The organism is Candidatus Pantoea rara (genome assembly GCF_051136265.1).
GTDB classification, from domain to species: domain Bacteria; phylum Pseudomonadota; class Gammaproteobacteria; order Enterobacterales; family Enterobacteriaceae; genus Pantoea; species Pantoea rara.
This window is the reverse complement of record NZ_CP194942.1, coordinates 2,263,319-2,289,108: the sequence shown is the minus strand read 5'-3', so window position 1 is coordinate 2,289,108 and position 25,790 is coordinate 2,263,319. Positions and strand designations below refer to the sequence as shown.

The 25,790-nt window shown below is 56.2% G+C and carries 22 protein-coding genes; 12 read left to right on the top strand and 10 right to left on the bottom strand.

What is annotated here, in order from left to right; genetic code table 11:
* Window positions 1-45: 45 nt before the first annotated feature.
* The 4 genes from ACR8BF_RS10790 (at window position 46) to ACR8BF_RS10775 (ending at window position 5,009) form a co-directional block, all read left to right on the top strand.
* Window positions 46-1,113: an ABC transporter permease gene (locus tag ACR8BF_RS10790; RefSeq protein ID WP_292992893.1), complete on the top strand. Its 1,068-nt coding sequence runs from the start codon at window positions 46-48 to the stop codon at window positions 1,111-1,113.
* Window positions 1,114-1,124: 11 nt separating this feature from the next.
* Complete coding sequence (locus ACR8BF_RS10785; protein ID WP_434744926.1) at window positions 1,125-1,922, top strand: glucose 1-dehydrogenase; 798 nt, start codon at window positions 1,125-1,127, stop codon at window positions 1,920-1,922.
* A 175-nt stretch (window positions 1,923-2,097) separates the two neighbouring features.
* Window positions 2,098-3,531, top strand: coding sequence for a YchO/YchP family invasin (locus ACR8BF_RS10780; RefSeq protein WP_434744925.1), 1,434 nt, complete (start codon window positions 2,098-2,100; stop codon window positions 3,529-3,531).
* Between the two features lie 161 nt (window positions 3,532-3,692).
* The gene (locus ACR8BF_RS10775; protein ID WP_434745935.1) at window positions 3,693-5,009 is read left to right on the top strand and encodes a methyl-accepting chemotaxis protein; all 1,317 of its coding nucleotides are present in this window, start codon (window positions 3,693-3,695) and stop codon (window positions 5,007-5,009) included.
* Window positions 5,010-5,176: 167 nt separating this feature from the next.
* Here ACR8BF_RS10775 and ACR8BF_RS10770 read toward each other — a convergent pair whose 3' ends face one another.
* The 3 genes from ACR8BF_RS10770 to ACR8BF_RS10760 all read right to left on the bottom strand — a co-directional run bounded on the left by ACR8BF_RS10770 (window position 5,177) and on the right by ACR8BF_RS10760 (window position 7,873).
* Window positions 5,177-5,377, bottom strand: a complete 201-nt coding sequence (locus ACR8BF_RS10770; RefSeq protein WP_255434124.1) for a hypothetical protein — start codon at window positions 5,375-5,377, stop codon at window positions 5,177-5,179.
* A gap of 91 nt (window positions 5,378-5,468) precedes the next feature.
* On the bottom strand, window positions 5,469-5,951 hold the full coding sequence (locus ACR8BF_RS10765; protein ID WP_179895923.1) for a MarR family winged helix-turn-helix transcriptional regulator: 483 nt from the start codon (window positions 5,949-5,951) through the stop codon (window positions 5,469-5,471).
* Between the two features lie 377 nt (window positions 5,952-6,328).
* Window positions 6,329-7,873: a methyl-accepting chemotaxis protein gene (locus tag ACR8BF_RS10760; RefSeq protein WP_434744924.1), complete on the bottom strand. Its 1,545-nt coding sequence runs from the start codon at window positions 7,871-7,873 to the stop codon at window positions 6,329-6,331.
* 525 nt (window positions 7,874-8,398) lie between these two features.
* Between ACR8BF_RS10760 and ACR8BF_RS10755 the strand changes: the two genes are divergently transcribed.
* Window positions 8,399-9,955, top strand: a complete 1,557-nt coding sequence (locus tag ACR8BF_RS10755; protein WP_179895921.1) for a putative bifunctional diguanylate cyclase/phosphodiesterase — start codon at window positions 8,399-8,401, stop codon at window positions 9,953-9,955.
* Between the two features lie 77 nt (window positions 9,956-10,032).
* Here ACR8BF_RS10755 and ACR8BF_RS10750 read toward each other — a convergent pair whose 3' ends face one another.
* The gene (locus ACR8BF_RS10750) at window positions 10,033-11,106 is read right to left on the bottom strand and encodes a porin (protein WP_304622167.1); all 1,074 of its coding nucleotides are present in this window, start codon (window positions 11,104-11,106) and stop codon (window positions 10,033-10,035) included.
* Between the two features lie 928 nt (window positions 11,107-12,034).
* Between ACR8BF_RS10750 and ACR8BF_RS10745 the strand changes: the two genes are divergently transcribed.
* From ACR8BF_RS10745 to spy, 6 genes are all read left to right on the top strand, one after another.
* Entirely contained in the window at window positions 12,035-13,255 is a 1,221-nt protein-coding gene (locus tag ACR8BF_RS10745; RefSeq protein WP_292992881.1) for an aspartate aminotransferase family protein, read from the top strand.
* Window positions 13,252-14,283, top strand: coding sequence for an arginine N-succinyltransferase (gene astA / locus ACR8BF_RS10740; protein ID WP_179895919.1), 1,032 nt, complete (start codon window positions 13,252-13,254; stop codon window positions 14,281-14,283). The genes ACR8BF_RS10745 and astA overlap by 4 nt, the downstream gene beginning before the upstream one ends.
* A complete protein-coding gene (astD, locus tag ACR8BF_RS10735) occupies window positions 14,280-15,749 on the top strand; it encodes a succinylglutamate-semialdehyde dehydrogenase (RefSeq protein ID WP_313698968.1) in 1,470 nt (489 codons plus the stop codon). The genes astA and astD overlap by 4 nt, the downstream gene beginning before the upstream one ends.
* A complete protein-coding gene (gene astB / locus ACR8BF_RS10730) occupies window positions 15,746-17,074 on the top strand; it encodes an N-succinylarginine dihydrolase (RefSeq protein ID WP_434744923.1) in 1,329 nt (442 codons plus the stop codon). Before astD ends, astB begins: the two co-directional genes overlap by 4 nt.
* Before the next feature lie 51 nt (window positions 17,075-17,125).
* Window positions 17,126-18,121, top strand: a complete 996-nt coding sequence (gene astE / locus ACR8BF_RS10725) for a succinylglutamate desuccinylase (protein ID WP_434745934.1) — start codon at window positions 17,126-17,128, stop codon at window positions 18,119-18,121.
* A 308-nt stretch (window positions 18,122-18,429) separates the two neighbouring features.
* The gene (spy, locus tag ACR8BF_RS10720; protein WP_292992874.1) at window positions 18,430-18,924 is read left to right on the top strand and encodes an ATP-independent periplasmic protein-refolding chaperone Spy; all 495 of its coding nucleotides are present in this window, start codon (window positions 18,430-18,432) and stop codon (window positions 18,922-18,924) included.
* A 73-nt stretch (window positions 18,925-18,997) separates the two neighbouring features.
* Here spy and cho read toward each other — a convergent pair whose 3' ends face one another.
* From cho to ACR8BF_RS10700, 4 genes are all read right to left on the bottom strand, one after another.
* Window positions 18,998-19,858 (bottom strand): excinuclease Cho, encoded by an 861-nt coding sequence (cho, locus tag ACR8BF_RS10715; RefSeq protein ID WP_314983749.1) that lies wholly within the window; start codon window positions 19,856-19,858, stop codon window positions 18,998-19,000.
* 67 nt (window positions 19,859-19,925) lie between these two features.
* A complete protein-coding gene (yddG, locus tag ACR8BF_RS10710) occupies window positions 19,926-20,813 on the bottom strand; it encodes an aromatic amino acid DMT transporter YddG (RefSeq protein WP_434744922.1) in 888 nt (295 codons plus the stop codon).
* 60 nt (window positions 20,814-20,873) lie between these two features.
* On the bottom strand, window positions 20,874-21,698 hold the full coding sequence (gene nadE, locus ACR8BF_RS10705; RefSeq protein ID WP_179895913.1) for an ammonia-dependent NAD(+) synthetase: 825 nt from the start codon (window positions 21,696-21,698) through the stop codon (window positions 20,874-20,876).
* A gap of 127 nt (window positions 21,699-21,825) precedes the next feature.
* Window positions 21,826-23,019, bottom strand: coding sequence for a multidrug effflux MFS transporter (locus ACR8BF_RS10700; RefSeq protein ID WP_434744921.1), 1,194 nt, complete (start codon window positions 23,017-23,019; stop codon window positions 21,826-21,828).
* A gap of 294 nt (window positions 23,020-23,313) precedes the next feature.
* On the opposite strand from ACR8BF_RS10700, the gene osmE reads away from it, so the two are divergent.
* Entirely contained in the window at window positions 23,314-23,652 is a 339-nt protein-coding gene (gene osmE, locus ACR8BF_RS10695; protein WP_179895911.1) for an osmotically-inducible lipoprotein OsmE, read from the top strand.
* A 62-nt stretch (window positions 23,653-23,714) separates the two neighbouring features.
* On the opposite strand, the gene ACR8BF_RS10690 is transcribed toward osmE, so the two are convergent.
* Window positions 23,715-24,101, bottom strand: coding sequence for a DUF6515 family protein (locus ACR8BF_RS10690; RefSeq protein WP_434744920.1), 387 nt, complete (start codon window positions 24,099-24,101; stop codon window positions 23,715-23,717).
* Window positions 24,102-24,290: 189 nt separating this feature from the next.
* Complete coding sequence (locus ACR8BF_RS10685; protein WP_292992863.1) at window positions 24,291-25,682, bottom strand: L-cystine transporter; 1,392 nt, start codon at window positions 25,680-25,682, stop codon at window positions 24,291-24,293.
* Between the last annotated feature and the right edge of the window lie 108 nt (window positions 25,683-25,790).

Here is a 25,790-nt window from a genome sequence, read left to right as displayed (position 1 = left end):
CAATTACGCCTGCTGGTCCAGGCGCTAAGCTGGCCGGAGAATGTCATGAACCAAAAATATCTGCTCTATATGTATCTGCTCAAGGCGCGCACTTTTATTGCGTTGCTGATTGTGGTCGGCTTTTTCAGCGTGATGGTGCCGAACTTTCTGACGCCCTCTAACCTGCTAATCATGACGCAGCACGTGGCGATTACCGGGCTGCTGGCGATTGGTATGACGCTGGTGATCCTCACCGGCGGAATCGATCTTTCGGTAGGCGCGGTCGCCGGAATTTGCGGCATGGTCGCGGGCGCGCTGCTGACCAATGGCATCCCGTTATGGGGCGGCAATACGCTATTTCTCAACGTACCCGAAGTGATTCTGGTGGTGGCCATTTTTGGCGTACTGGTGGGGCTGATTAATGGCACGGTGATCACCCGACTCGGCGTGGCCCCCTTTATCTGCACTCTGGGGATGATGTATGTGGCGCGCGGTGCGGCGCTGCTGTTCAACGACGGCGGCACCTACGCTAACCTGGTGGGTGTGCCCGCGCTCGGCAACACCGGTTTTGCCCTGCTTGGCTCGGGCACCGTGCTGGGCGTTTATCTGCCTATCTGGCTGATGCTCGGCTTTTTACTGCTGGGCCTCTACCTGACGCGCAAAACCCCGCTGGGACGTTATATCTATGCCATCGGCGGCAATGAGTCCGCTGCGCGTCTGGCGGGCGTGCCGATTATCAAAGTGAAAATCTTCGTCTACGCCTTTTCTGGCCTTTGCGCCGGTCTGGTCGGGCTGGTGGTCGCCTCGCAGTTACAGACTGCACATCCGATGACCGGCAACATGTTTGAGATGGACGCCATTGGTGCCACGGTGCTGGGCGGCACGGCGCTGGCAGGCGGACGTGGGCGCGTTTCCGGCTCGATTATTGGCGCTTTCGTTATCGTCTTCCTGGCCGATGGCATGGTGATGATGGGGGTCAGCGATTTCTGGCAGATGGTCATTAAAGGGCTGGTGATTGTCACTGCGGTGGTGATCGACCAGTTCCAGCAACGTCTGCAAAGCAAAGTGGTGCTGCTGCGTCGCCATGAAAAAAAGCAGCAGGCAGCACCTCTCACTGATGTTCGTCACAGTTAACAGGAGCAATTATGAGCCGCGAACAACGTGGAAAAACAGTGGTGATTACCGGTGCCTGTCGGGGCATTGGTGCCGGGATTGCGGCGCGCTTCGCACGCGACGGCGCCAGACTGGTGATGGTGTCGACTGCTGACCGGGTCTTCACGACGGCCGACCAGCTGCAGCAGCAGTACGGCAGTGAGATCCTGGCGCTGCAGGTCGATGTCACGGATGAAGCCGCAGTGCAGCAGCTCTATCAGCAGGCTTTTGAGCGCTTTGGTCAGATTGACGTCTCGATACAGAATGCGGGTGTGATCACCATCGACCGTTTTGACACGATGCCGAAGAGCGACTTTGAGCGGATTCTGGCGGTTAATACGACCGGCGTCTGGCTCTGCTGCCGTGAAGCGGCAAAATATATGGTGAAGCAGCACAGCGGCAGCCTGATCAACACGTCATCGGGGCAGGGACGGCAGGGCTTTATCTACACGCCGCACTATGCCGCCAGCAAAATGGGCGTGATTGGCATTACGCAGAGTCTGGCGCTGGAGCTGGCACCGTGGAACATCACGGTCAACGCTTTCTGTCCCGGCATCATCGAAAGTGAGATGTGGGATTACAACGATCGCGTCTGGGGTGAGATCCTCAGTAACGAGGAGAAAACCTACGGCAAAGGTGAGCTGATGGCAGAGTGGGTGCAAAACATTCCACTGAAGCGTGCGGGTCGGCCGGAGGATGTCGCCGGACTTGTGGCGTTTCTGGCCTCAGACGATGCGCGCTACATCACCGGGCAGACTATCAATGTGGATGGCGGGTTGATCTTCTCCTGACAGAAGCCTTTTTGCGTCGGGCCTGCTGTTATAGCAGGCCTTTTTCTGGCCCGGATTTTTCTGGGATATGCACAATTTGCCGCTGCTGTCCTGCATCGCCGTCACAATATGTTAAGGTAAGTGCTGATGATTTGTCTTTAATCGCAGCAACGAACTAATCAACATACCGGGTGACATGATACGGAAAACAGGGGTTCTCTCTTTAATTGCGCTGTCGCTGACTGCCACGCAGAGCGCCCGCGCCTTCCAGACCGAAACGGCGGTGTCTGAGACGCCATTCGACGATCCGGCGCGCTACAGTGAATCGCTGCCGACGCTCGGCGGTGTCAGCGATCAGGATGAAGAGTGGAGCAAAAAGCTGGCAGCCGTAGCCAAAAGTATTGGTGAGGCCAGTAACAACAGCGACAGCAATGTGACGTTTGGCCAGCAGGCAGGCGTCTGGGCCTTCAATCATCTGCGTGATGAAGTGGCCGGTCGGGTTGAGAGTGAAGGGCAGTCACTGCTGTCGCCTTATGGCAACGCGGAGCTGGACCTGAAAGTCGATATGAACGGAAACTTTGCGGGCACGGGTGGCGATCTCTTCAGCGCCCTGGCCGATGAAAACAGCCTGCTCACCTTCAGTCAGCTTGGCCTGCACGATACCGATGATGGTCTGGTTGGCAATGCGGGACTGGGACAACGCTGGGACGCGGGTAACTGGCTGCTGGGCTATAACGGTTTTATCGACCGCACATTCAGCAGCGGCCTGCAGCGCGCCTCTGTAGGTACGGAGGCGTGGAGCGATTCGTTGCGTTTTTCTGCCAACTATTATCAGCCGCTTTCCGACTGGAAAAATCTGAATGACTCCCAGCAGCAGCGCATGGCGCGCGGCTATGACATCACCAGCCAGAGCTATCTGCCTTTTTATCGTCAGCTTGGCGTCTCGGTGAGCTATCAGCAATATCTGGGTGAGAATGTCGATCTGTTTAACAGTGGCAACCGTTATCACAACCCCTCCGCGATGTCGTTTGGCCTCTCCTACACGCCGGTGCCGCTGGTCACCTTATCCGCCACGCACAAAACCAGTAGCGCCGGTGAAAGCCAGGATCAGCTGGGGCTGAAACTCAGTTATCGCTTCGGCGTGGCGCTGAGCCGTCAGCTTGATGCCGGTAATGTTGCTGAGGCGCACTCCCTGCGCGGCAGCCGTTATGATACCGTGACCCGCAGTGATACGCCGGTGCTCTCATTCCGTCAGCGTAAAACGCTCTCCGTATTTCTGGCGACCCCGCCCTGGCAGCTGAGCAGTGGCGAGAGTCTGCCGCTGAAGCTGCAGGTGCGCGCCAGCAATGACATCAAAGCGGTGAGCTGGCAGGGCGATACGCAGGCGCTGAGCCTGACGCCCCCGGCCAATAATGCCGATCCGCAGGGCTGGAGTGTGATCTTACCGCAGTGGGATCCGGCACCGGAGGCCAGCAACGAATATCGCCTCTCTGTGACTCTGGAGGACAGCAGGCAGCAGCGTGTCACCTCTAACTGGATCACCCTGAAAGTAGAGCCGCCGATGGCGATGGACGCGACCCCGCAGAACGATCGCTATGATCTGATGGCACCTGCTGGCACGGCGCTCTAGCGGGCAAATCTGTCGTGATAATGGGCAAACGTGGGGGAGTGTTACAGCGGTAATATTGTGTTGCAATCATCAACCGTAACTATCACAGCGATGCATAATGGCCGACGCATCAAAGCCGATAACTACAGCAATTCCTACTCCTTCTGGTTTTGCTGATGCGCATGAATTTACTGAAATATCTCCTCCCTTCTTTTCTTATTCAGCGTGGCCTGCATTATGCCGCGTCGTTCCGTTCGCTGGCACGCACTATGGCCGTTATTGAATTCACGCCTGCCGGCATAATTAAGGAAGCCAGCCCGCTATTTCTGTCGACCATCGGATACCGGTCAGACGAAATCGTGGGTCAGCATCACAGCATGTTCTGCCCAGCCGCGCTGGTGAATTCGCCAGAATATCAACGCTTCTGGCAGCGTCTGGCGGCAGGCGAAAGTTTCAGTGATAAATTTCTTCGGCTGGCGAAAGGTATGCGGCCAGTCTGGCTGGAGGCAAGCTATATTCCGGTCACTGACCGACGCGGCAGAGTCTACAAAATTATTAAAATCGCCGCTGATATTACGGAGCGGATGCACGCATCCCTGGAGCAGGCGTCGATCATTAATGCGATCAGCCGCTCTATGGCGATGATCGCCTTTAGCCCTGACGGGCAGGTGCTGGAGGCAAATGAAAACTTTCTTCAGGCTACAGGCTATCAGGCTGCTGAGGTTATAGGGCAGCATCACCGGCTTTTCTGTTCAGAAGCGCTCTCTCAGAGCGAGGAGTACCGTCAGTTCTGGGCACGGCTGAATCAGGGCGAATTCTTCTCGGGTCAGTTTCCGCGCCTTAACCGGCGTGGCGAACCTCTCTGGCTCAGGGCAACTTACAATCCTGTCTTTAACAGTGACGGTCAGCTTACCAAAATCGTTAAATTTGCCACTGATGTGACGGAACAGGTGCTGCGTAATCAACAGGAATATGATGCGGCGTTAAAGGCCTGGAACATGGCCGTTCAGACGCGGGGAAGCGCACAGGCAGGCGCGGATGTTATCGACAACAGTATTCAGATGATCAACCGGATTGCTGAAGAGATGAACGGCGTTTCGACGGTTGTCACACGCCTTAACAGCCAGTCTGACAGCATTGACGGCATGGTTGAAACCATCAGGCGTTTTGCCATGCAGACACGGCTTATTGCACTGAATGCTGCCATTGAGGCCGCACGGGCAGGCACGTCAGGCCGGAGTTTTGCGGTCGTGGCGGCAGAAGTCCGTAGCCTGGCCGCCAGCGTCAGTAGTGCGACTGAGGAGATCGAACAGGTGGTCGCAGGAAATAATCAGCTGGCCAGAGAGGTGCTCCGCGGCATTGAAAGCTCGCTGGCGAATACGGGCCAGGGGGTGATGCTGATGCGTGAAGCCGGAGAAGTAATTGCCAGCATTCAGAAAGATTCAGAGCGGGTAGAAACCGCCGTCAGAGAGGTTGCCCGGGCGGCACATGCCGAATAAGAATAGCCGTTAAACTGTCCAGATAAACAGGGCCGCTGGATGCGTAGCCCTGACAGATAAGAATGAGAGGCCAGAAAGGCCGCTCATTGAGCATAGGCTAACCCGCTCTGAATACGCGGCAGCGGGCAGGGCGACCCGAAGCCTTAGTGCTGCACGCGATGAAACCGTCAGTTAATCATGTTCGTCACAATGCGAACGGCCCTGGCGTAGACCTCTCTCTGACCGTTGACCGACCGCGCCTGCTGATGCTGAAGAAAAGTGATTATTTCCTGTATGCCTGCCGTCTTGCCTGACTTCAGCAGACTGGATACAGCATGGCCTACCACGGCATGGACGTCATCCATATCCGCCGGTTTATCGGTACTCAAAAGAAACTCCAGCGGTGACAGTCTGGCTGAACAGCGCATGAAGGAACTCGCTGACTATTCAGCCTGTCCACACGTTTATCTACAACCCGTTTCATGGCAGGGCCCTAAGCAGTTTTTCACGCAGCGTGGCTACCTGAGCCGTCAGTTCGCCCAGCTCATTACAGTCGGTATCCATCACCGAGACCATATCAGCCGGGACGCCCGCCGCCGCGATTTTAAGCGCGTGACCCTGTTCCGTCAGAGAGATGAACACCCGGCGCTCATCATTTCCGGTGTCACGCTGACGGCAGATAATGCCTGCGCTCTCCAGTCGCTTCAGAAGCTGGCTGAGCGTGCCGGAATCGAGCCGGACACGTGCACCAATATCAGAGACGGTCAGGTAATCTTTTTCCCACAGCACCAGCAGCACCAGATACTGCGGATAGGTCAGTCCCAGCGGTTTCAGCCGTGATTGATAGAGCTTTGTCATGGCAAGTGAGGCGGAATAAAGCGCAAAACAGAGAAACTGGTCGATGGTTTCAGGCGCTGCACTGGCGGGAGGCGTATCAGAGATCCCCGCAGTTTCATCATTCATATTGTTAACTCATTCTGAGTCCGGGGGGACAGCCAGACTACAGGTGGTTTGCCAGCCGTGAAGTCTCGCTAAGTGTCTCGGGGAGATGGCCATTGCGGCAGCATCTCTTTTCTGGTGTCAGACACCAGACCTTTAAGCGCTATCGCGGCCGCGTGAAAAGCCCTGATCTGCGCCTCCGATTGCAAGGTGACACAGTATTGAGTCAAACTAAATTGAAGTCAATATAACCGGCCGCAACCCTTGCGTGCAGCGTGCACAAGCGTGCAACACAGACTGCAAAATTTCAGCGTTTAACCCAGGCTGGTTTCATCACACCACACCCGTTATCGACCTGTGATGACAGCCGTCCCCGCGGTGCGGTGTGCCCCCGGAAAGGCCTACACCGTAAAGGTCTCAACCATGCCGCGCAGGTCGCGCGCCTGGCCCAGCAGTGACTGTGATGCAGAAGAGGACTCCTCTACCAGCGCGGCGTTGTTTTGGGTGACGCCATCCATCTGGCTCACCGCAATGCTGACCTGGGAGATGCCCTGCATCTGTTCACCGGAAGAGAGGGCGAGGTTGTCCATGGCATCGGCCAGTTCACCCACGCGACTGACAATCTTCAGGATGCGCTCACCCGTTCCGGATGCCACCGTCACACCCTCCTCGACCTGGGTTACGGCCTGCTCAATCAGCTGCTTGATATCGCGCGCTGCGGTGGCACTGCGCTGGGCCAGCGATCGGACTTCCCCCGCGACCACGGCAAAGCCGCGGCCATCTTCACCGGCGCGCGCCGCTTCGACGGCGGCGTTGAGCGCCAGAATATTGGTCTGGAAAGCGATGCCTTCAATCACCGACGTGATATCGCGCACCTTAACGGCACTCAGAGAAATGTCATGCATCGTTTCCGACAGGCGGTGAACATCTGTTTCACCTGCATGGGCCAGCGTGGCGGCTTCGCGCGCTGAGCCCGCCGTCTGCTGCGCGCCTGCTGCGTTGCTTTTCACCGTGGCGGTGAGCTGTTCCATGCTGGCGGCGGTTTCCTGCAGCGCAGCAGCCTGCTGCTCAGTCCGGGATGACAGCTCGGTGTTGCCCTGCGAAATCTCATCGGCCGCCAGCGCGACGGAGGCAGAGGCGTCCTTGATTTGCGTCACAAGCCCGCGCAGGTTGGTCTGCATACCGCTTAACGAGGCAAGCAGGCTGGTGCTGTCACCCCGACGCAGCGTGACCGGCGACGTCAGATCGCCCGCGGCAATCGCCGCAGCCAGTGTCTGAGCCTGGCCTGGTTCCCCACCCAGCTGACGCATCAGAATCCGCGCAATCAATACACAGGTGATGACCGCAGCCAGCATGGAGAGCGCCGCCAGAATAATCAGTATCCAGGTGGTGCGAGTGATCGCACTGGCGTTGTCTGTAACGGCATTCCGATTGTTACGCATCTCAAGCTCGGTCAGATCGTTGATTGCCTTTAGCAGACTCTGCTGAGCGGGGCGTGCGACGGTTAACAGATAGCCAGTGACCTCCTGCTGACGATTTTCCAGCCCCAGTTTCCCTGCGGTCATCAGGGTGGAGAGGGCGGCCTCTTCAGTGGACATGATTCGGCTCATCGCCTCCTGTCCATCCTCACCGCCATCCGCCTGCATCATGCGCGAAAGTTCTTCGCGGTTGCGGATATAAAGTGCCCGCTGTTTTTGCAGACGTTCCCACTCTGGCTTCATCGCGATCGGATCGGTCATCAGGGCAAGGTTACGCACCGCAATGGCCATATCCCGCACGCCGCCTCGCATATCCAGTACAATCTGGTACTTATTCAGCCGGACATTGACCACCTCGTCCATACTGTTGCGGGCGCTATTCAGCGCATGAATCGCAGTACCCACACAGATAACAAACAGGAGAATAAGCAAGCCAAAACCTGCGCCAAGGCGCGTTGAAATTTTCATCGTTCTTTCCGGGAAAGTCTATTGAGTACCACGATATCGGCAGGCGAAAAGGATTCTGGAGGGTTACATTTAACTTAATAGTGCACGATTTAATTTTGCATAATAAAAATCACACTCATTTTCATCGTTTTTGGTCAGTAAAGGGTGGGCGATGGTGGGGCTGGAATTCCCTTCAATAGACTGATTATCCGACTTTTATCGTCTGGAGATCGTGACCCTTTTGGCGCTTCACTGAGCCAGCCAGAACAGCTGAAATGCACAAAATTAACTGGACGGGCCTGTTAATTTTGCCCGCGCTGCCGATAGAACACTTAGCGGAATGATGATGGAACCGACATAAGCGCGGCTCCGCCAGTCGTTAGCCTTGCTGCCGAAAGGCGGCTGAGAACGCGCGAATGCTATGAGTAGAAATACCACGGGGTGATTATTGTCGGCAGCTTTGCTGACAGGCTATAAGCAGTACACCCCGGTTTTTACTGACAATTAAAACAACAGTCTGACCTTGCCATCACCGGGAACTAACGCATGCGCCTGAAACTTTTCTGGCTCGCAATGCTGAATATTGCGACCATCATTTTACTTTCCACGCTGTGGGAATGCGGGCTGGAGGCGCAGATCTCCAGCCTGCTGGGTCTGAGCTACGATACTAATTTTGAAACCAGCGAGCGGCTGAGGTTTATCCTGACATCCTCCTCATTTGCTGGACTGGCCATGATTATTCCGGCGCTGCTTATTGCGGGCCTGATCCGTAAAATCCTGGCCGCGGAAAAAAATGCGCTCAGGTTAGCCGGAACCGATGCCCTGACGGGCGTCATGAACCGTCGCGCGTTTAGTGCACACATTGCTGCGCTTGATGCCAGCGGTACGCCCTTTACCCTGACGCTGCTCGATATCAATGACTTTAAAAGTATCAATGACCTGAATGGTCATCGTCAGGGTGATACCACGCTGGTCGCACTGGCCGATCTGCTGACCGCCACGGCGGGCAGCGGGAGTCAGGTATTTCGGATCGGCGGGGATGAATTTGCCATTGTTGCCGACACTTCACAGGCTGAACAGGCGCTGGCCGCCGCCGAAATTTTCTGCCAGCATGCGGCATCTATCCGGACGGGGCCACACACCTTCCTGAGTCTTTCTGCTGGCATTGCCAGCTCAGCCTGCACCGGCCAGGCTGATGTCGTGCGGGCGGCAGACCTGGCGTTGTACGAGGCGAAGCAGGATAAGTGCTCTTATCTGGCCCGATTCTCACCGGACATGGAGCTGCGCTTTCGCCAGCGGGAAAGACTGGAGCAGGAGGTCGTTGCCGCGGTAAGCGGTCATGCCATCGTTCCCTTTCTGCAGCCACTGGTATCACTGCGCACCGGGAATATTACCGGCTTTGAGATACTGGCGCGCTGGATCACGGCGTCGGGCCAGACAGTCTCACCCGCTGAATTTCTGCCGGTAGTAGAGCGGCTGGGGTTGATGGACAGCATGACCGTGGCGCTGCTGCAGGATGCCGTCAGTGCCACCCGGGCATGGCCAGCCGGGCTCTGCCTGTCGCTGAACATTACCCCAGAGCAGCTGCTGAGACCGGCGCTGACCACCTGTTTATCCGGGATTATGCAGCAAGCCGGGCCGGTCATGCTGGAACTTGAAATCACCGAACAGAACGTCATGGCGATTTCTGATGACGCCCGCGAGGCGATTCGTCTGCTGAAAGCGTCAGGCATCGGGGTGGTGCTGGATGATTTCGGAACGGGCTATTCAAACCTGTCGGCATTGCTGGGGTTGGGTATTACTAAAATCAAGATTGATCAGTCGTTTATCGCCGGGATCGTAACCGGAGTGGAGCAGCGAAAAGTGGTGGAAACGCTGCTGGCGCTCTGTCAGGGACTGAATGTGGTGATTACGGCAGAGGGCATAGAAGATGTCGCCACGCTAAGGTGGCTGAGAAAGCGCGGCTGTGATTACGGACAGGGCTATCTCTTTAGCCGTCCGATACCTGCCGGGCAGGCTACGACGCTGCTGGCATCCGCCAATGTAGAAGAGTTGATGCAGGAAGAGGCGGTGGCCGTCAGCTTAGTCAGGGCGCTCGGCTAAAAGCCGCGTGGCATTGTCTGTGGCCTGGCATGAGGCAATAAGCGGGCCAGGCGAAAAGTGCCGGGCCCGCTGTCTCATCAGAACTGATAAATCAGACCCAGCGCGGTAATATCGTCGGTCGCCAGACCGAGCGGATTGTTGTCTTTCAACAGGTTGATACGGTATTCACCGTACACCGACATGTTCTTATTGAAGTAGTAGGTGGCACCCACGGCGGTGTATTTAATGATGTCGGCATCGCCGATATTTTCAATCTCTTTGCCCTTCGATGAGACGTAACCCACGGACGGTCGGAAGCCGTTCAGGAACTGATACTGTGCCACGGCTTCAACGTTCTGCGCTTTGTTAGCGAAACCGCCCACAATCGGCGTGGCGTTCAGGGTTTCTCCGTACATCGCGGCCAGATAAACCTGGTTCGCATCATATTTGACCGACGTCGCCCAGTGCTGGGCTTTCTCGCCTTCACCGCGAGCGGCCGCATTTTGCGCCGTGGTGCGATCCAGGCTGGCAAACGCGCCAGCGAAGCTCAGGCCGAAGTCGAAGTCATAAGAGGCGGAGAGGGCGAAACCATCGCCATTGCCGCGACGCACACCGTCGATATTACTGCTGCGATCGTTTTTGCCCTGATACTGCGCGGCAAGGTTTAATCCATCGACCAGGCCAAAGAAATTGCTGTTTCGCCAGGTCAGCACGCCGGTTGAGCGACCTGAGAGGAAGGCGTCGGTATAACCGGAGTCACCGCCAAAGAACGGCAGCATATCGGTGTAGCTCAGTGCGTCATACACCAGGCCATAGTTACGGCCATAATCCAGCGAACCCGCCTTACCAAATTTCAGGCCGGCATAGCCCAGACGGGTACGGTTAGTGGCCTGTGCGTCACTCCCTTCGGAGTTGTGAAGGCTGTACTGATACTGCCAGAAACCGTAGCCGGTGAGCTGGTCAGTAATCTTAGTCTCGCCTTTGAAACCAAAGCGGGCATAAGAAGAGGTGTCACCATTGTTTTTTTCGTCGTCAGAAAAGAGGTGTGACACGTTAATCTTGCCGACCAGATCCAGCTTATTGCCATCCTTGTTATAAACTTCTGCGGCCTGCGTCGAGGAGAGGCCAATCAGTAACGGCATCACAGCCGCCAGTAAAGTGCGCTTCATCATTTAATTATTACCCTGTATTCATTAATTATTATTCCCCTGTTTTCGGGGTGAAAAGAAAATGACACAAAAAGATAAATTTACAAAGTGGAATATAAGTAACAAATTGTGATTTTTATATTCAGATGGCTGATAAGCATCAAAAAAGCAGATTGAATAACGGCGTAATAAGATTTTATTCTGGTTTTTAAATGTAAAATATTTCTATTTTTTATATAATTATCAATGCTTTTAAATAAACTCAGGCGATAAGAAAAATTTTTCACTGTACGATTTCAAATCAATCTACTCACGGATTTAATTATGGCTTATCGGCTGTAAATCGTAAAAAATAATGTTTTTTCTCTAACCATTAGCATGCATATTAATATTTGTTCATTTTTTCATGAATAATATTATCGGTTCAAATAATCACGTCTGAAATAACCCAGTCCGGCATGGTTAAATAATGATCTTTTAGGCGAAAATTTAACCGCAGTAAGACGTGCGGAGTCGTACGACTGCCGCCAGACAGAAAGGTAAAGCGTGTTAACGCTTGTTAGCCAGTTTTCCTTTTTTCAGCTGACTCACCGATCAGGCACTGCACCAGCGTGAGGCAAACTGCGCGAAAACAGGGCGTCAGACGGGCTTTCCTGGAGAGATAGTTTATCAGCGATCACAAAAGCGATATTTCATCCCGCGAATGCATAATTCCGCTATTTAAAACCCCGCTTTGCCGGTGCAATCAGACAATTATTCACTATGTATGCAAATAAAGTGAATATTGTCAGCGTGTAACCTATTGATATTTCGTTATGAAGATCATTTTATGCATTAATTCTCTGGCTGGCACGTTAACTGCAATCTACAGTAGGGCTGCATTACAACATCCTTTAACAATTTTAAAACATAAGCTTTACCTGGCCGGTAAAGTAAAGCAGGAGAGTGGGTTATGGCACTGCACGTTTCACGTCACGATTTCGATCAATGGATGATGCCGGTTTATGCACCTGCGACCTTTGTACCGGTTCGCGCGGAAGGCTCTACTGTATGGGATCAAAGCGGCAAAGATTATATCGACTTTGCTGGTGGCATTGCCGTCAATGCGTTAGGGCATGCGCATCCGGCGTTACAACAGGCGTTGCAGGACCAGGCCGCACGTTTATGGCACACCGGTAATGGCTACACCAATGAACCCATCCTGCGACTGGCAAAGCAGTTGATTGACGCGACCTTTGCTGACCGGGTGTTCTTCTGTAACTCTGGTGCAGAAGCGAACGAAGCGGCACTGAAACTGGCGCGTAAAGTCGCGCATGACCGTGTCGGCCCACATAAAAGTGGCATTGTGGCGTTTAAGAATGCATTTCACGGCCGCACCCTGTTTACCGTATCAGCCGGTGGTCAGCCCGCTTACTCAAAAGATTTTGCACCGCTGCCGCCCGACATCCAGCATGCGCCATTTAACGATCTGGCTGCGGCGGCTGAACTGATTAATGACCACACCTGCGCGGTTATTGTTGAACCGATTCAGGGTGAGGGCGGCGTGCTGCCTGCCGATCCGGCGTTTCTGCGCGGACTGCGTGAACTCTGTGATAAGCATCAGGCCGTGCTGATTTTTGATGAAGTGCAGAGCGGCGTTGGCCGCACCGGCTCGCTTTACGCCTATATGCATTATGGTGTCACGCCGGATGTCCTCACCAGCGCCAAAGCGCTGGGCGGCGGTTTCCCCATTGGTGCAATGCTGACCCGCGAAGATCTGGCGATGGTAATGGGCGTGGGTACTCACGGCACGACTTATGGCGGCAATCCGCTGGCGGGTGCGGTGGCCGGTAAAGTGATGGAACTGATCAATCAGCCTGAAATGATGACCGGTGTTACGCAGCGTCACGAGTGGATTGTTGCGGCACTGGATGAGATCAACCAGCGTCTGCATCTGTTTAAAGAAGTGCGCGGTCTGGGCCTGCTGATTGGTGCAGTACTGAGCGACAACTTTGCCGGTAAAGCCAAAGAGATTAACCTGGCCGCCGCGGAGATGGGTGTGATGGTGCTGATTGCCGGTGCCAATGTCGTGCGTTTTGCCCCGGCACTGAATATCAGTGAGCAGGAAGTCAGGCTGGGTATGGCACGCTTTGCTGAGGTGTGTGAACATCTGGTACGAGGGTCTGCATCATGATGGTCATCCGTCCGGTTGAACGCGATGACTTAAGCCAGCTGATGGCTCTGGCCGGCAAAACCGGAGGCGGGCTGACCTCGCTGCCCGTTGATAGCGCCACGTTACAGGCGCGTATCGATCGATCGCTGCAGACCTGGGAGGATGCGCTGCCCCGCGCTGAACAGGGCTATGTCTTTGTGCTGGCAGACAGTGAAGATAACCGTGCTGTCGGCATCTGCGCCATTGAGGTGGCAGTCGGCCTGCAGGATCCCTGGTACAATTTCCGCGTCGGTACACAGGTGCACGCCTCGAAAGAGCTGAATGTCTACGCCGCGCTGCCAACCCTGTCGCTAAGTAATGATCACACCGGCAGCAGTGAGCTCTGCACGCTGTTTCTCGATCCCGACTACCGTGACGGCAAAAATGGCTATCTGCTTTCGAAGTCCCGCTTCCTGTTTATGGCTAATTTCCGCGAGCGCTTCACCGACCGGGTGGTGGCTGAGATGCGTGGCATCAGCGATGAGCATGGGCATTCGCCATTCTGGGAGAGCGTGGGCAGTCGCTTCTTCTCAATGGAATTCAGCAAAGCCGATTTTCTTAGCGGCACTGGCCAGAAATCCTTTATTGCTGAACTGATGCCGAAGCATCCGCTCTATATCGACTACCTGACGCCAGAGGCGCAGGCGGTCATCGGACAGGTGCACCCACAAACGGCTCCTGCCCGTGCTGTGCTGGAAGCCGAAGGCTTCCGTTACCTCAACTATGTTGACATTTTTGATGGCGGCCCGACGCTGGAGTGCGATATCAACCACATCCGCGCCATACGTAAAAGCCGTCTGCGCAGCGCAGAAAGGGGTCAAAATCCGGCGGATGCGCCGCTTTGCCTGGTTGCCAATAACAATTACCGCCAGTTCCGTGTGGTGCTGATCCCGGCCAATGCCGACAGCGACAGCGTGCAACTTACGGATGAACAGATGCGGGCGCTCCACTGTCAGCCGGGCGACAGCCTGCGCGTAGTGACGCTCTGCAAAGAGGAGAAAACAGCATGACGCACCTGATAAAGGGAGAATGGCTGGAAGGTGACGCAGAGGTCCTGACTAAAGCGGATCCGGTCAGCGGTGAAACGTTATGGCAGGGCCAGGCGGCATCAGTAGCACAGGTCACGGCCGCTTGTGACGCAGCGCGCGCGGCCTTTCCGGGCTGGGCCAGACGCCCGCTGGCGGAGCGGCAGGTCATCATTGAAAAATTTGCGGCCGGACTTGAGGCCCACAAGACGGAACTGGCAGAAACTATTGCCCGTGAAACCGGCAAGCCACGCTGGGAAGCCCTGACCGAAGTCGGTGCGATGATCAATAAAATTGGCTTTTCGGTGAAGGCGTACCATAGCCGCACCGGTGAGCAGCATGAGGGCGAAAGCTCGCTGCGCCATCGCCCGCATGGCGTGCTGGCGGTATTTGGTCCCTATAATTTCCCCGGCCATCTGCCAAACGGCCATATCGTTCCGGCGCTGCTGGCGGGCAACTGCGTGGTCTTTAAACCCAGTGAACTGACGCCGCTAACCGCCGAGAAAACGGTTGAAATCTGGCTGGCTGCGGGCCTGCCTGCTGGTGTGCTGGCGCTGTTACAGGGCGGACGTGAAACCGGCCAGGCGCTGGCTAATTGTAGCCAGATCGATGGCCTGCTGTTTACCGGCAGTGCCCATACCGGCTATCAGTTGCATCGCCAGTTTGCCGGTCAGCCTGAGAAGATGCTGGCGCTGGAAATGGGCGGTAACAACGCTCTGATTGTGGAAGATCCGGCTGACCTGGATGCGGCCGTTAACATTACATTGCAGTCAGCCTTTATTACCGCCGGTCAGCGCTGCACCTGCGCCCGGCGTCTGCTGGTCAAACGTGGAGGGGTGGGCGATGCATTTCTGCAGCGGCTGGCAGAGGTCGCTGGACGACTGCAACCGGCCGCCTGGAATGCTGAGCCTCAACCCTTTATGGGTAGCGTGATTTCTACGGGCGCGGCAGAGAAGATCATGAGTGAGTGGCAACAGCGGGTTGATGCGGGTGGCGAAGTGCTGCTGGCGATGCGCTGGCCGGATCGTCACAGTGCCATTCTTACACCGGGCATTATCGATTTAACCGGTGTGCCGGGTATCCCGGATGAAGAGGTCTTTGGCCCGCTACTCGGCGTAATCCGCTATGACACCTTTGACGAGGCGATTGCGCTGGCGAACCAGACCCGTTACGGCCTGTCGTGCGGTTTAATCTCGCCTTCACGTCAGCAGTTCGATCAGCTGCTGCTTGAAGCCCGTGCCGGTATCGTCAACTGGAACAAACCGCTGACCGGTGCGGCCAGTACCGCGCCGTTTGGTGGCATCGGGGCTTCGGGCAACCATCGTGCCAGCGCCTGGTATGCGGCGGATTACTGTGCCTGGCCGATGGCCTCACTGGAGACGCCGGACCTGACGCTGCCCGCCACGTTGTCGCCGGGACTTGATTTCTCCGCGTCGGAGAAGAGCGCATGAAGGCAACTGAAGCCAACTTTGATGGGCTGGTGGGATTAACGCACCACTATGCCGGGCTGTCTTTTGGAAACGAAGCCTCGACACGCAACCAGCTGCAGCCGTCGAATCCCCGTCTGGCGGCAAAGCAGGGGTTGCTGAAGATGAAAGCGCTGTCCGATATGGGCTACGTACAGGGAGTGATCCCGCCGCACGAGCGGCCGAATATTGCGGCGCTGCGTCAGCTCGGCTTCAGCGGCAGCGATGAGCAGGTGCTGGCGGCGGCGGGGAAAACCGCACCGGGATTACTCTCCGCCGCCAGCTCTGCGTCGGCGATGTGGGTTGCCAATGCCGCGACGGTTTCGCCGTCCGCAGACAGTCTGGATGGCCGTGTTCACCTGACGGTGGCAAACCTGAACAACAAATTCCACCGGGCGATGGAAGCGCCAGAAACCGCGTGGCTGCTGCGTTCCATCTTCCGCGACGATCGCCATTTTGCCGTGCACGATGCGCTGCCGCAGGTGGCGATGTTTGGTGATGAAGGGGCGGCTAACCATAACCGTCTCGGCGGTGACTATGGCGAGCGCGGCGTGCAGCTGTTTGTCTATGGTCGCGACAACAGCCATGAGGGCAAAGCGCCGCAGCGTTATCCGGCGCGTCAGACCCGCGAGGCCAGCGAGGCGGTAGCCCGTCTGCATCAGCTCTCACCCGAAAGCATACTGTTCGCTCAGCAGAATCCTGCGGTGATCGATCAGGGCGTGTTTCATAACGATGTGATTGCGGTCAGCAACCAGCAGATGCTGTTCTGCCATCAGCACGCCTTTGTTGATCAGCCTGAACTGCTCGCGCAGCTTCGGGCGCGCGTCCCCGGTTTTGTCGCACTGGAAGTGCCGGCAGACCGGGTCTCAGTGAAAGATGCGGTAGAGACTTATCTGTTTAACAGCCAGCTGCTGAGCCGTCCTGACGGCACGATGATGCTGGTGCTGCCGGAGGAGTCACGCCAGCATCCGGGAGTCTGGCGTTTCCTGTGTGAACAGGTCGAGGCTGATACACCACTAAAAGCCCTGAAGGTGTTTGATCTGCGCGAAAGCATGTATAACGGAGGGGGTCCAGCCTGCCTGCGTTTGCGGGTAGTGCTGACGCCAGAGGAGCAGCAGGCAGTGAATCCGGCGGTGCTGATGAACGAAAAGCTCTTCAGCACACTGAATAACTGGGTTGACCGTCATTACCGCGATCGCCTGACGCAGGCCGATCTGGTCGACCCACAGTTGCTGCGTGAGGGACGCGACGCGCTGGATGAACTGACGAAGCTGCTAGACTTAGGAAATGTATACGCATTTCAGCAGTGAAGCAGGGGGACAGCACAGTCTGCCATCTGCTCAGGGCGCAAAGGAGGAATGATGCAGGACTTTTTACAGCAAACGCTTTCCGGCGAGGTGCCGCGTAAGCGTAGTGGTGAAACGGCGCATCTTCGCTGGCAGTGGTTGTATCACGGCATACTGTTGATGGAGCCGACGGTGCCGGTTAAACAGGCGCTGGTGCTTTCTGCCGGGATCCACGGCAATGAAACGGCCCCGGTAGAGATTGTGAACCAGCTGATTAATCCGCTGTTACGGGGTGAGAAGCCGTTACAGCAGCGCATGCTGGTGATTCTGGGTAATCCCTCAGCGCTGCGTGCCGGTAAGCGCTATGTACGTTATGACATTAACCGGCTTTTTGGCGGACGCTGGCAGCAGATTGATGATGGTGATGAGGCCCGCCGCGTGCTGCGGCTGGAGCAGGCGCTGGAAACCTTCTGGCAGCTGGGCGAGTGCGATGAGACGCGCTGGCATCTCGACATGCATACCGCCATTCGCGGTTCGTATCATCCTCAGTTCGGCGTGATGCCGCAGAACGAGCGCCCCTGGCCGCCTGCGTTTCTGGAGTGGCTGGCCGCTGCGGGGCTGGAAGCACTGGTGTTTCATCGCTCGCCGGGCGGCACCTTCACGCATTTCAGCTGCGAGCACTTCGGTGCGGCCAGCTGTACCCTTGAACTGGGCAAAGCGCTGCCATTTGGCGAGAACGATCTCAGTCAGTTCAGCGCAGCACAGCAGGCGCTGGCGTCATTACTCTATGGCGAAACGATGCCTGCCGCGACGGTGAAACCGCGCCACTATCGGGTTGTGCAGCAGATCACCCGACTGAGTGAGCACTTTACGCTCCATATGTCGCCGGAAACGCTGAACTTTACCGCGTTCCCGCAGGGAACGTTGCTGGCGGAGGATGGCGATACGCGTTATTACGTGCAGCAGGCGCGGGAATATGTGCTGTTCCCCAACCCCAACGTGGCCGCCGGGCTGCGTGCCGGACTGATGCTGATTGAAGAGGGTGAACAGACCCAGGCGCTTCCGGTCTGATGCCTGCATATACGGGCGCAGGCCATCGGCGCTAAAAAATCGACAGGAAAAGCGGGAGATCGCCTTCCGCTTTCCTGCCGTAACCCTTACAATCCTCCATGATTTCTGCCAGATTCGCTTTAAATTCATAAACTTTTTCAATTCCTCACGCCTTTCTTCTTATTCTCTTCATGATTGCCCGTTTTTTATCTTTTATGCTTTCACGGCTTTACTCAGGCTCTGAGTAGTTGACGTTCAGCGTCGTATGCTTGTTTCCGAAGACGCGACAGAGTGCTGTCGTCATTATCATGAATTATAAGGACACTATTATGCGCAAACTGACTTCCCTTTTACTGGCTTCTTCGCTGGCGTTTGGTGCAGCCAGCGCCGTCCATGCAGCAGCAGATAACCTGACCCCACCGCCAGCGGGCAGCGAAAAGGCGATGCACAAACCGCCAATGCGCCACGGCATGGATATGATGTTTAAAGGTCTGAACCTGACCGAAGCGCAGAAAACCCAGATGCGCGACATCATGAAAGAGAGCCATAAAGATATGAAACGTCCGTCACTGGACGAGCGCCGTGCGGCTCACAGCATTATTGCGTCTGATAGCTTTGACCAGAGCAAAGCCGAGGCGCAGGCAGAGAAGATGTCCGCCAATGCGAAAGAGCATGCGCTGAAGATGCTGGAAACCCAGAACAAGCTTTATAACGTGCTGACGCCGGAGCAGAAGAAACAGTACAACGCGAACTTTGAAAAGCGTCTGACTGAGAAAGGCCCGCACGAGGGTAAGATGGCACCGCCAGCAGAACCCGCTGAATAACATTCGTTAAGCGAACGGTCTGAGACCGCCGACGCTGTCCACTGAAAGTGAGTGGGCAGCGTCGGCGGTTTTTTTATAGGGGGAGAATAGGGTAGACACCCGACAGAATCGGGCGGCAGAGGATTTTGTAGCCGTCGTGATCAAAACCCCCTTTGGGCCGCTGCAATTTTCTGGCCTCATCCATGCTGCTGACCGAACCGAGATAGAACCAGTGGTCGATGACATGGATTTGCGTCATCTCTTTGCCTTCCTCCACCAGACCTACGGCACCCTGCCACGGCCAGCAGAAAACCCGCACATTTTCCAGCGCTTCCAGCAGTCGATCCTGATGATCGCTGACCGGCTCTTTACCGCAGCAGGCTCCGGCACAGCGGCGCAGAGCCGAACGGAAGCAGCCGCGTCCCGCACTCAGCGCTTCCAGACCCAGTAGCCCATGACAGAGCTGATACTCATCCGCCAGTTGCTTGAGCCGTTCCAGCGCTGCAAAGCGACTGCGATAGAGCCCAAAGAGGTTGGGTGACTGGCTGAAATCGAGATCTTTTGCGTAAACCACCGTCGGTTTGCCGTCGGTAATCTGTAGCGAACAGAGCTGGCGGTTTTTGCGCAGTCGCTTGTTGAACAGCGGCTGCTGGGTTTTGATCATCTGCGCTTCCAGCAGCAGCGCACCGAGATCGCCTGCGGTAGGGATCCAGCTGACGCGCCGTGACTGGCGCAGCATTTTCGCCTCGTCCGGGGTGCGGAAATGGGACATCACCCGCGAACGCAGATTGACACTTTTACCGATGTAAAGCGGCAGTGACTCACTTTCGCCATGAAAGGTATAGACGCCAGGATGATTCGGCAGGCCTTCCAGCCATTCACGCAGGTGTTCGGGATATTGATAAATTGTATTCGCGTCGGGTTCGGGGCGAAGAATGGCAGCACGTCTGGCCAAAATGGACTCCACTTACTGGTTGTCCATACAGCATAACAGGCAGGTGAAATGATCGCCAGCCGTCTGATTACAGTCGTCGTGTCGCCAGCCAGCAGATCAGCGACCCCAGGGTGATCATCGCCACACCCTGCCAGAAGGCAAGCGGTGGTGTCAGGCCGAGCCACAGCGATCCCAGCAGGGCCGACAGCACTGGCGTGAAATAGGAAGCGGTGACCAGCAGCGTCAGATTGCCCTGCTGAATCCCATGATTCCAGGCGGAATAGGCGATAGCAGTTGAGAGGCCGACAAACAGTACCTCCATCATCGGCACCAGATCGAACGTTAGCGGCACAGAACGATCGCCGAAGGCATATTTCAGCCACAGCGCCAGCGCGGTCAGGATAAAAAACAGCGTAACGCCGTTCGAACCCCGGGCAAAACGGCGGGTAAGGTTGTTGTAGACCGCCCAGGTCAGGGCGGCAATAAAGGCGAGTGCATAGGCAACAGGGTTGCGCAGCATATTCTGCCACAGCAGCGCGGGCGAGCTGCTGCTGCCTTTCATCACCCAGATGATCCCCAGGAGCGACAGCAGCAGCCCGGGCCAGAGCCAGATGCGGAAGCGCTGCTGATTAAACGGAATGGCCAGGACGATGGTCAGGCAGGGCCAGAGATAGTTAATCATCCCCAGCTCCAGCGACTGGCTGCGATCGCTGGCCAGCCCGATAGCCAGCGCCAGACAGATTTCATAACCGACAAAAAGCGCACCGCCCAGCCACAGGTAGAGGGCGGGCAGCGCGCCAGGTCTGGGCAGCCCTCGGGTCAGGCAAAGCAGGATCGCCGTGGTGGTGTAGATCAGCGCCGCGCCGCCGGTGGCGCCAAAGGCTTCACTGACGCTGCGCAGCAGACCCACAGTGGTGCTCCAGAGCAGAATGGCGATAAGCCCGATGAGGGTGGCGCGCGAAACGGTGGCAGGCATGCAGCGATCAACAAAATGAATGAGTGAAGCCTCCCTTGCCAGGGCAAAGGAGGCGCAGGATTACTTCCAGAAGTCGTCGAATACCGTGATCGGCGGGCGACGTTTGTGCTCAGTTTTCAGGTACCAGCCTTCGATGATGCGGGCGCTGTCAGGATTGATGCTTTTGCCTTCCAGGTAGTCATCAATCATCTCGTAGGTGACGCCCAGCGCCACTTCATCCTGCAGGCCTGGACGATCATCTTCCAGATCGGCAGTCGGTTTCTTCAGATAGAGATGTTCCGGGCAGCCAAGATGCTTCAGCAGCTGTTTACCCTGACGCTTGTTCAGGCGGAAAAGGGGGTTAATGTCAGTACCGCCATCGCCATATTTGGTGAAGAATCCGGTGACCGCTTCAGCGGCGTGGTCGGTGCCGACTACCACCCCTTTGGTCATACCGGCGATGCTGTATTGCGCTTTCATGCGCTCGCGCGCTTTTTCATTGCCGCGCACGAAATCGGACAGGGTAATACCCGCCTCCTGCAGCGCGCGTTCACTGGCCAGCACGGACTCTTTAATGTTCACCGCCAGGGAACGGTCGGGTTTGATAAAGGCCAGTGCATCCTGACAATCCTGCTCATCTGCCTGCACACCATATGGCAGACGTACAGCAATAAAGGTGTAGTCGTTATCGCCGCTCTCCTGACGCAGTTCGCTGATCGCCGTTTGCGCCAGCTTGCCCGCCAGGGTTGAATCCTGACCGCCGCTAATCCCCAGCACCAGCGTTTTCAGTCCGCTGTGACGTTTCAGATAGGCTTTAAGAAAATCGACGCTGACGCGCACTTCCTGATCGGCGTCGATAGCGGGCTTGACACCCAGTGCTTCAATAATTTCCTGCTGCAGTGACATGAACTTCTCCTCAGGTCAGTGGCCAGTCGGCTCAATGCGAACGTGTTAGTAAAGCTAACGTGCCTTCGTGAAAACAACAAGCTTAAGCGGCAACTGATTGCGGCTAAAGGTTGCGAAATCAGTGAGTTTATAACTGCGGTAGCGGTTTTTTCGCCAGCACGTTAAACATCATAATCGCCATCATAAAGCAGCCAAAAATGGTGGCACACATGCTGAGTACCGAGGTGCCGCCAATGCCGGTGACTGGCACAGTAATCGCACCCAGCGTGAACATGGTGACGCCAATGATCGCCGAGGCGCTGCCTGCGCGATGGCCCTGACTCTGCATCGCCAGCGATGAGGCGGTGGTAGCGATGACCCCATTGCTGGCGATGGTAAAGAACAACGCCACCAGCAGCAGCGCTAACGGTGCGTGAAGCAGCGCGGCCAGCAGCAGCAGGCTGGAGGCAACAAACGCCAGCGTCAATCCGCCTTTCAGCACCCGATATTCGCCCCACAACGGACAGAGGCGGGCGCTGGTCTGCGAAGCAATGATCAGGCCAAACCCGTTGGCCGCAAAGCAGAAGCTAAAGGCCTGGGGCGACAGGCCATAGAGTTGTTGCAGCACGAACGGCGAGGCGCCGATATAGGCGAACATGCCGGACATCATAAAGCCCTGGGTCAGACAGAAGCCCATAAAGGGGCGATGGGTAACCACCTGGCCAAGGGCCGCGTAAGCGGAAAACAGGGATCCCTTGCTGCGGCGTTCTTCGGGCAGGGTTTCATGCAGCTTCCAGCGCGCCAGCAGGATCAGCAGAATAGCAATGCCGCCCAGCACCATGAAGATGCCGCGCCAGTCGACTATCGTCATCAGCACGCCGCCCAGTACCGGCGCGCCAATCGGTGCCAGACCGTTGACCAGCATCAGCAGTGCGAAGAAACGTGTCAGCTCATGGCCGCTGTACATATCGCGTGCAATCGCCCGTGACAGTACTGCGCCGCCCGCACCGGCTAACCCTTCAAACAGCCTTGCCACCAGCAGCTGGTGGATATCCTGCGCCAGCGCACAACCCATCGACGCGATAAACAGTAACACCAGTGACAGAGTCAGCGGGCGCAGTCGGCCAGACTTATCGCTCATCGGGCCAAACAGCAGCTGGCCAAAGCCCAGACCCAGCAGACCGGCGGTCAGACTCAGCTGCGCGGTCGCGGTTTCGGTGTGTAGATCCTGCGCCATCTGCGGCAGAGCAGGCAGATAGAGGTCGATGCAGAGCGGGCCAAGTGCGGCCAGCAGGCCCAGCGTAATGGCATAAACCAGGCGGTTGGAGTGAGCAGGGGTCATTGTTCCTCGGGATAGTCAGCGATGGGATGAACAGAAAGCGGGCAAGAGAACAGGGGCAGGCAACGTGACCGCCACACTTATCTGCACCTGTGCCGATAGAGTGGAGATAGCTGAAATCGTCTCGCTTTCGTAGCCTGCTTCGGCAGGAAGTATACGGCGGCGCTGACAGTAAAACAGCCATCTTTACGAAATGCTGACATTTGCCTTGCCACTAATTGTTCCTCATAAACTTGATAAATCAGCATTTATGTTCCAGGCTTGTTTCCACATGGACAATCAATGAGGAACAACAAGATGAATAAAGTGATGGGATGTATCGCTGCGGCGCTGACGCTGGCTGCACTGTCTGGTTGTACGACTTATGATCGTGCGGAAAGCTACGTGACTAAGCCAGTGGTAAAGGATGTTAAAAAGGGTATGACCCGTGATCAGGTTCGTCAGATCGCCGGTACGCCTTCTACTGAAATCACTATGGTTCACGCGCGCGGCACCTGCCAGACTTATGTTCTGGGTCAGCGCGATGGTAAAGCTCAGACTTACTTCGTGAGCTACAACGACACCGGCCGTGTGATGAACTACGGCTTCCAGAGCTGTGCGGAATATGACACCGATCCGCAGGTTCAGCAGCAGTAATCGCCACCCTGAATAGCAAACGGCCCGTCATGATGACGGGCCGTTTTTCGTTGTGGCGCTGACTACAATCCTGCCGGGCGTGGCACCTCAACATAATTGCCGTCTATCTGCCGCTGGTAGAAGTGACCCGCCTGCACATAGAAGCGTTTGCCGTTAAAGTCGAGTACCCGCATTTCACTGCTGACCCGCGACTCTGCAGGCGGCTCTACCATGACATACTCCTCACCGTGCCGCTGATAATAACTGCCGTTTAGCAGGTAGTAAGTCAGGCCGCCTATCAGTACCGCAGTAGCGGCCTCAGGCAAAAAGCGCATCGGCCCAGGCCGGTCCCAGTGAGGGCCGGGTCCGCCATGTCGGCCCCATCCCGGGCCCCAGTCGCCAGGATGGGCGAAAGCCAGAGCAGGTGTCAGAAGTGTCAGGGTCAGAAGCGAGGCGATTATCTTTTTCATCCGGTGTTCTCCTCCTAAGACTGGGTGCAGAATTCGCCTTTTATTGGGCAAAGACAAGCACTAAAGCGCGGATTTTTCCTCTGTTTACCATGCTTAACGCTTTCTTAACGGCATCGCCATCAATGGGGGAGATTGTGGAGAAGAGAGACAGAAAAAAACCTGGCGCGGGCGCGCCAGGTTTAAGGCAGATTAACGGTGCGCCAGCTCGGCGTTGTCGTCACTTTCCAGTACGCGTTTATCGGTCATTCCTAACCAGCGGCTGGTCAGGGAACCTGCAGTCATTGAACCATTGACGTTCAGTGCGGTACGCCCCATATCAATCAGCGGCTCAATCGAGATCAGCAGCGCCACCAGGGTCACCGGCAAGCCCATCGCAGGCAGGACAATCAGTGCAGCAAAGGTGGCACCACCGCCGACACCGGCAACGCCTGCTGAGCTCAGCGTGACTATCCCGACCAGTGTCGCAATCCACAACGGGTCAAATGGGTTGATCCCAACCGTTGGCGCAACCATCACGGCCAGCATGGTCGGGTAGAGACCGGCACAGCCGTTCTGACCGATTGTGGCACCAAAGGATGCCGCGAAGCTGGCAATCGACTCAGGCACGCCAAGACGTCGGGTCTGGGTCTCAACGCTCAGTGGGATGCTGGCTGCGCTTGAGCGACTGGTGAAGGCGAAAGTGATTACCGGCCACACTTTGCGGAAGAAGCGCATCGGGTTGATACCATTGACCGACAGCAGCAGGGCATGAACACCAAACATGATGGCAAGGCCAAGGTAAGAGGCGACCACAAAGCTGCCCAGCTTGATAATGTCCTGCAGGTTAGAACCGGCAACCACTTTGGTCATCAGCGCCAGCACACCATATGGCGTGAGCTTCATGACTAAACGCACCAGCTTCATCACCCAGGACTGCAGCGTGTCGATCGCTACCAGCACGCGCTGGCCTTTAACTTCATCATCTTTCAGCAACTGCAGCGCAGCCACACCCAGGAAAGCGGCAAAGATGACGACGCTGATGATCGAGGTCGGACTGGCTCCGGTCAGATCGGCAAACGGATTTTTCGGGATAAAGGAGAGCACCAGCTGCGGCACAGTCAGGTCAGCGACTTTGCCGACGTAGTTGCTCTGGATCGCACTAAGACGTGCGGTCTCCTGCACGCCCTGCACCAGACCTTCCGCGCTCAGACCAAACAGGCCGGTGACGAAGACGCCGACCAGCGCCGAGATCGCGGTGGTAAACAGCAGAACACCGATAGTCAGTACGCTGATTTTTCCCAGCGACGAGGCGTTATGCAGACGGGCGACCGCACTCAGAATGGAAACGAACACCAGCGGCATGACTACCATCTGCAGCAATTGAACATAGCCATTACCGACGATGTTAAACCAGCTGATCGACTCTTTAACCACTGCGCTGTTTTCGCCATAGATCAACTGCAATGCCAGGCCGAACAGTACGCCGATCACCAGACCGGTCAGCACTTTTTTCGACAGGCTCCAGTTCTGACGGCTGAAGCGGGAGAGTAATACCAGCAGCACCACAAAGGCTACGATATTAAGCGTAAGAGGAAGGTCCATGCTGAAACTCCAGAGTAATGCGGCCTTCCGTCACGGGAAGGCCGCATAATGTTAATCACGAATTAAGACAGCATGAATGGTAACAGCAGGCGCAGAGGGTGCCTTATA

Coding starts and splice junctions, on each gene's coding strand:
- osmE (WP_179895911.1), top strand. CDS start 23,314: ATGAATAAAGTGATGGGATGTATCGCTGCGGCGCTGACGCTGGCTGCA.
- astB (WP_434744923.1), top strand. CDS start 15,746: ATGAAGGCAACTGAAGCCAACTTTGATGGGCTGGTGGGATTAACGCAC.
- astA (WP_179895919.1), top strand. CDS start 13,252: ATGATGGTCATCCGTCCGGTTGAACGCGATGACTTAAGCCAGCTGATG.
- ACR8BF_RS10755 (WP_179895921.1), top strand. CDS start 8,399: ATGCGCCTGAAACTTTTCTGGCTCGCAATGCTGAATATTGCGACCATC.
- astD (WP_313698968.1), top strand. CDS start 14,280: ATGACGCACCTGATAAAGGGAGAATGGCTGGAAGGTGACGCAGAGGTC.
- ACR8BF_RS10760 (WP_434744924.1), bottom strand. CDS start 7,873: ATGAAAATTTCAACGCGCCTTGGCGCAGGTTTTGGCTTGCTTATTCTC.
- ACR8BF_RS10775 (WP_434745935.1), top strand. CDS start 3,693: ATGAATTTACTGAAATATCTCCTCCCTTCTTTTCTTATTCAGCGTGGC.
- nadE (WP_179895913.1), bottom strand. CDS start 21,698: ATGTCACTGCAGCAGGAAATTATTGAAGCACTGGGTGTCAAGCCCGCT.
- ACR8BF_RS10690 (WP_434744920.1), bottom strand. CDS start 24,101: ATGAAAAAGATAATCGCCTCGCTTCTGACCCTGACACTTCTGACACCT.
- ACR8BF_RS10785 (WP_434744926.1), top strand. CDS start 1,125: ATGAGCCGCGAACAACGTGGAAAAACAGTGGTGATTACCGGTGCCTGT.
- ACR8BF_RS10765 (WP_179895923.1), bottom strand. CDS start 5,951: ATGAATGATGAAACTGCGGGGATCTCTGATACGCCTCCCGCCAGTGCA.
- astE (WP_434745934.1), top strand. CDS start 17,126: ATGCAGGACTTTTTACAGCAAACGCTTTCCGGCGAGGTGCCGCGTAAG.
- ACR8BF_RS10700 (WP_434744921.1), bottom strand. CDS start 23,019: ATGACCCCTGCTCACTCCAACCGCCTGGTTTATGCCATTACGCTGGGC.
- ACR8BF_RS10685 (WP_292992863.1), bottom strand. CDS start 25,682: ATGGACCTTCCTCTTACGCTTAATATCGTAGCCTTTGTGGTGCTGCTG.
- ACR8BF_RS10780 (WP_434744925.1), top strand. CDS start 2,098: ATGATACGGAAAACAGGGGTTCTCTCTTTAATTGCGCTGTCGCTGACT.
- spy (WP_292992874.1), top strand. CDS start 18,430: ATGCGCAAACTGACTTCCCTTTTACTGGCTTCTTCGCTGGCGTTTGGT.
- ACR8BF_RS10745 (WP_292992881.1), top strand. CDS start 12,035: ATGGCACTGCACGTTTCACGTCACGATTTCGATCAATGGATGATGCCG.
- ACR8BF_RS10750 (WP_304622167.1), bottom strand. CDS start 11,106: ATGATGAAGCGCACTTTACTGGCGGCTGTGATGCCGTTACTGATTGGC.
- ACR8BF_RS10790 (WP_292992893.1), top strand. CDS start 46: ATGAACCAAAAATATCTGCTCTATATGTATCTGCTCAAGGCGCGCACT.
- yddG (WP_434744922.1), bottom strand. CDS start 20,813: ATGCCTGCCACCGTTTCGCGCGCCACCCTCATCGGGCTTATCGCCATT.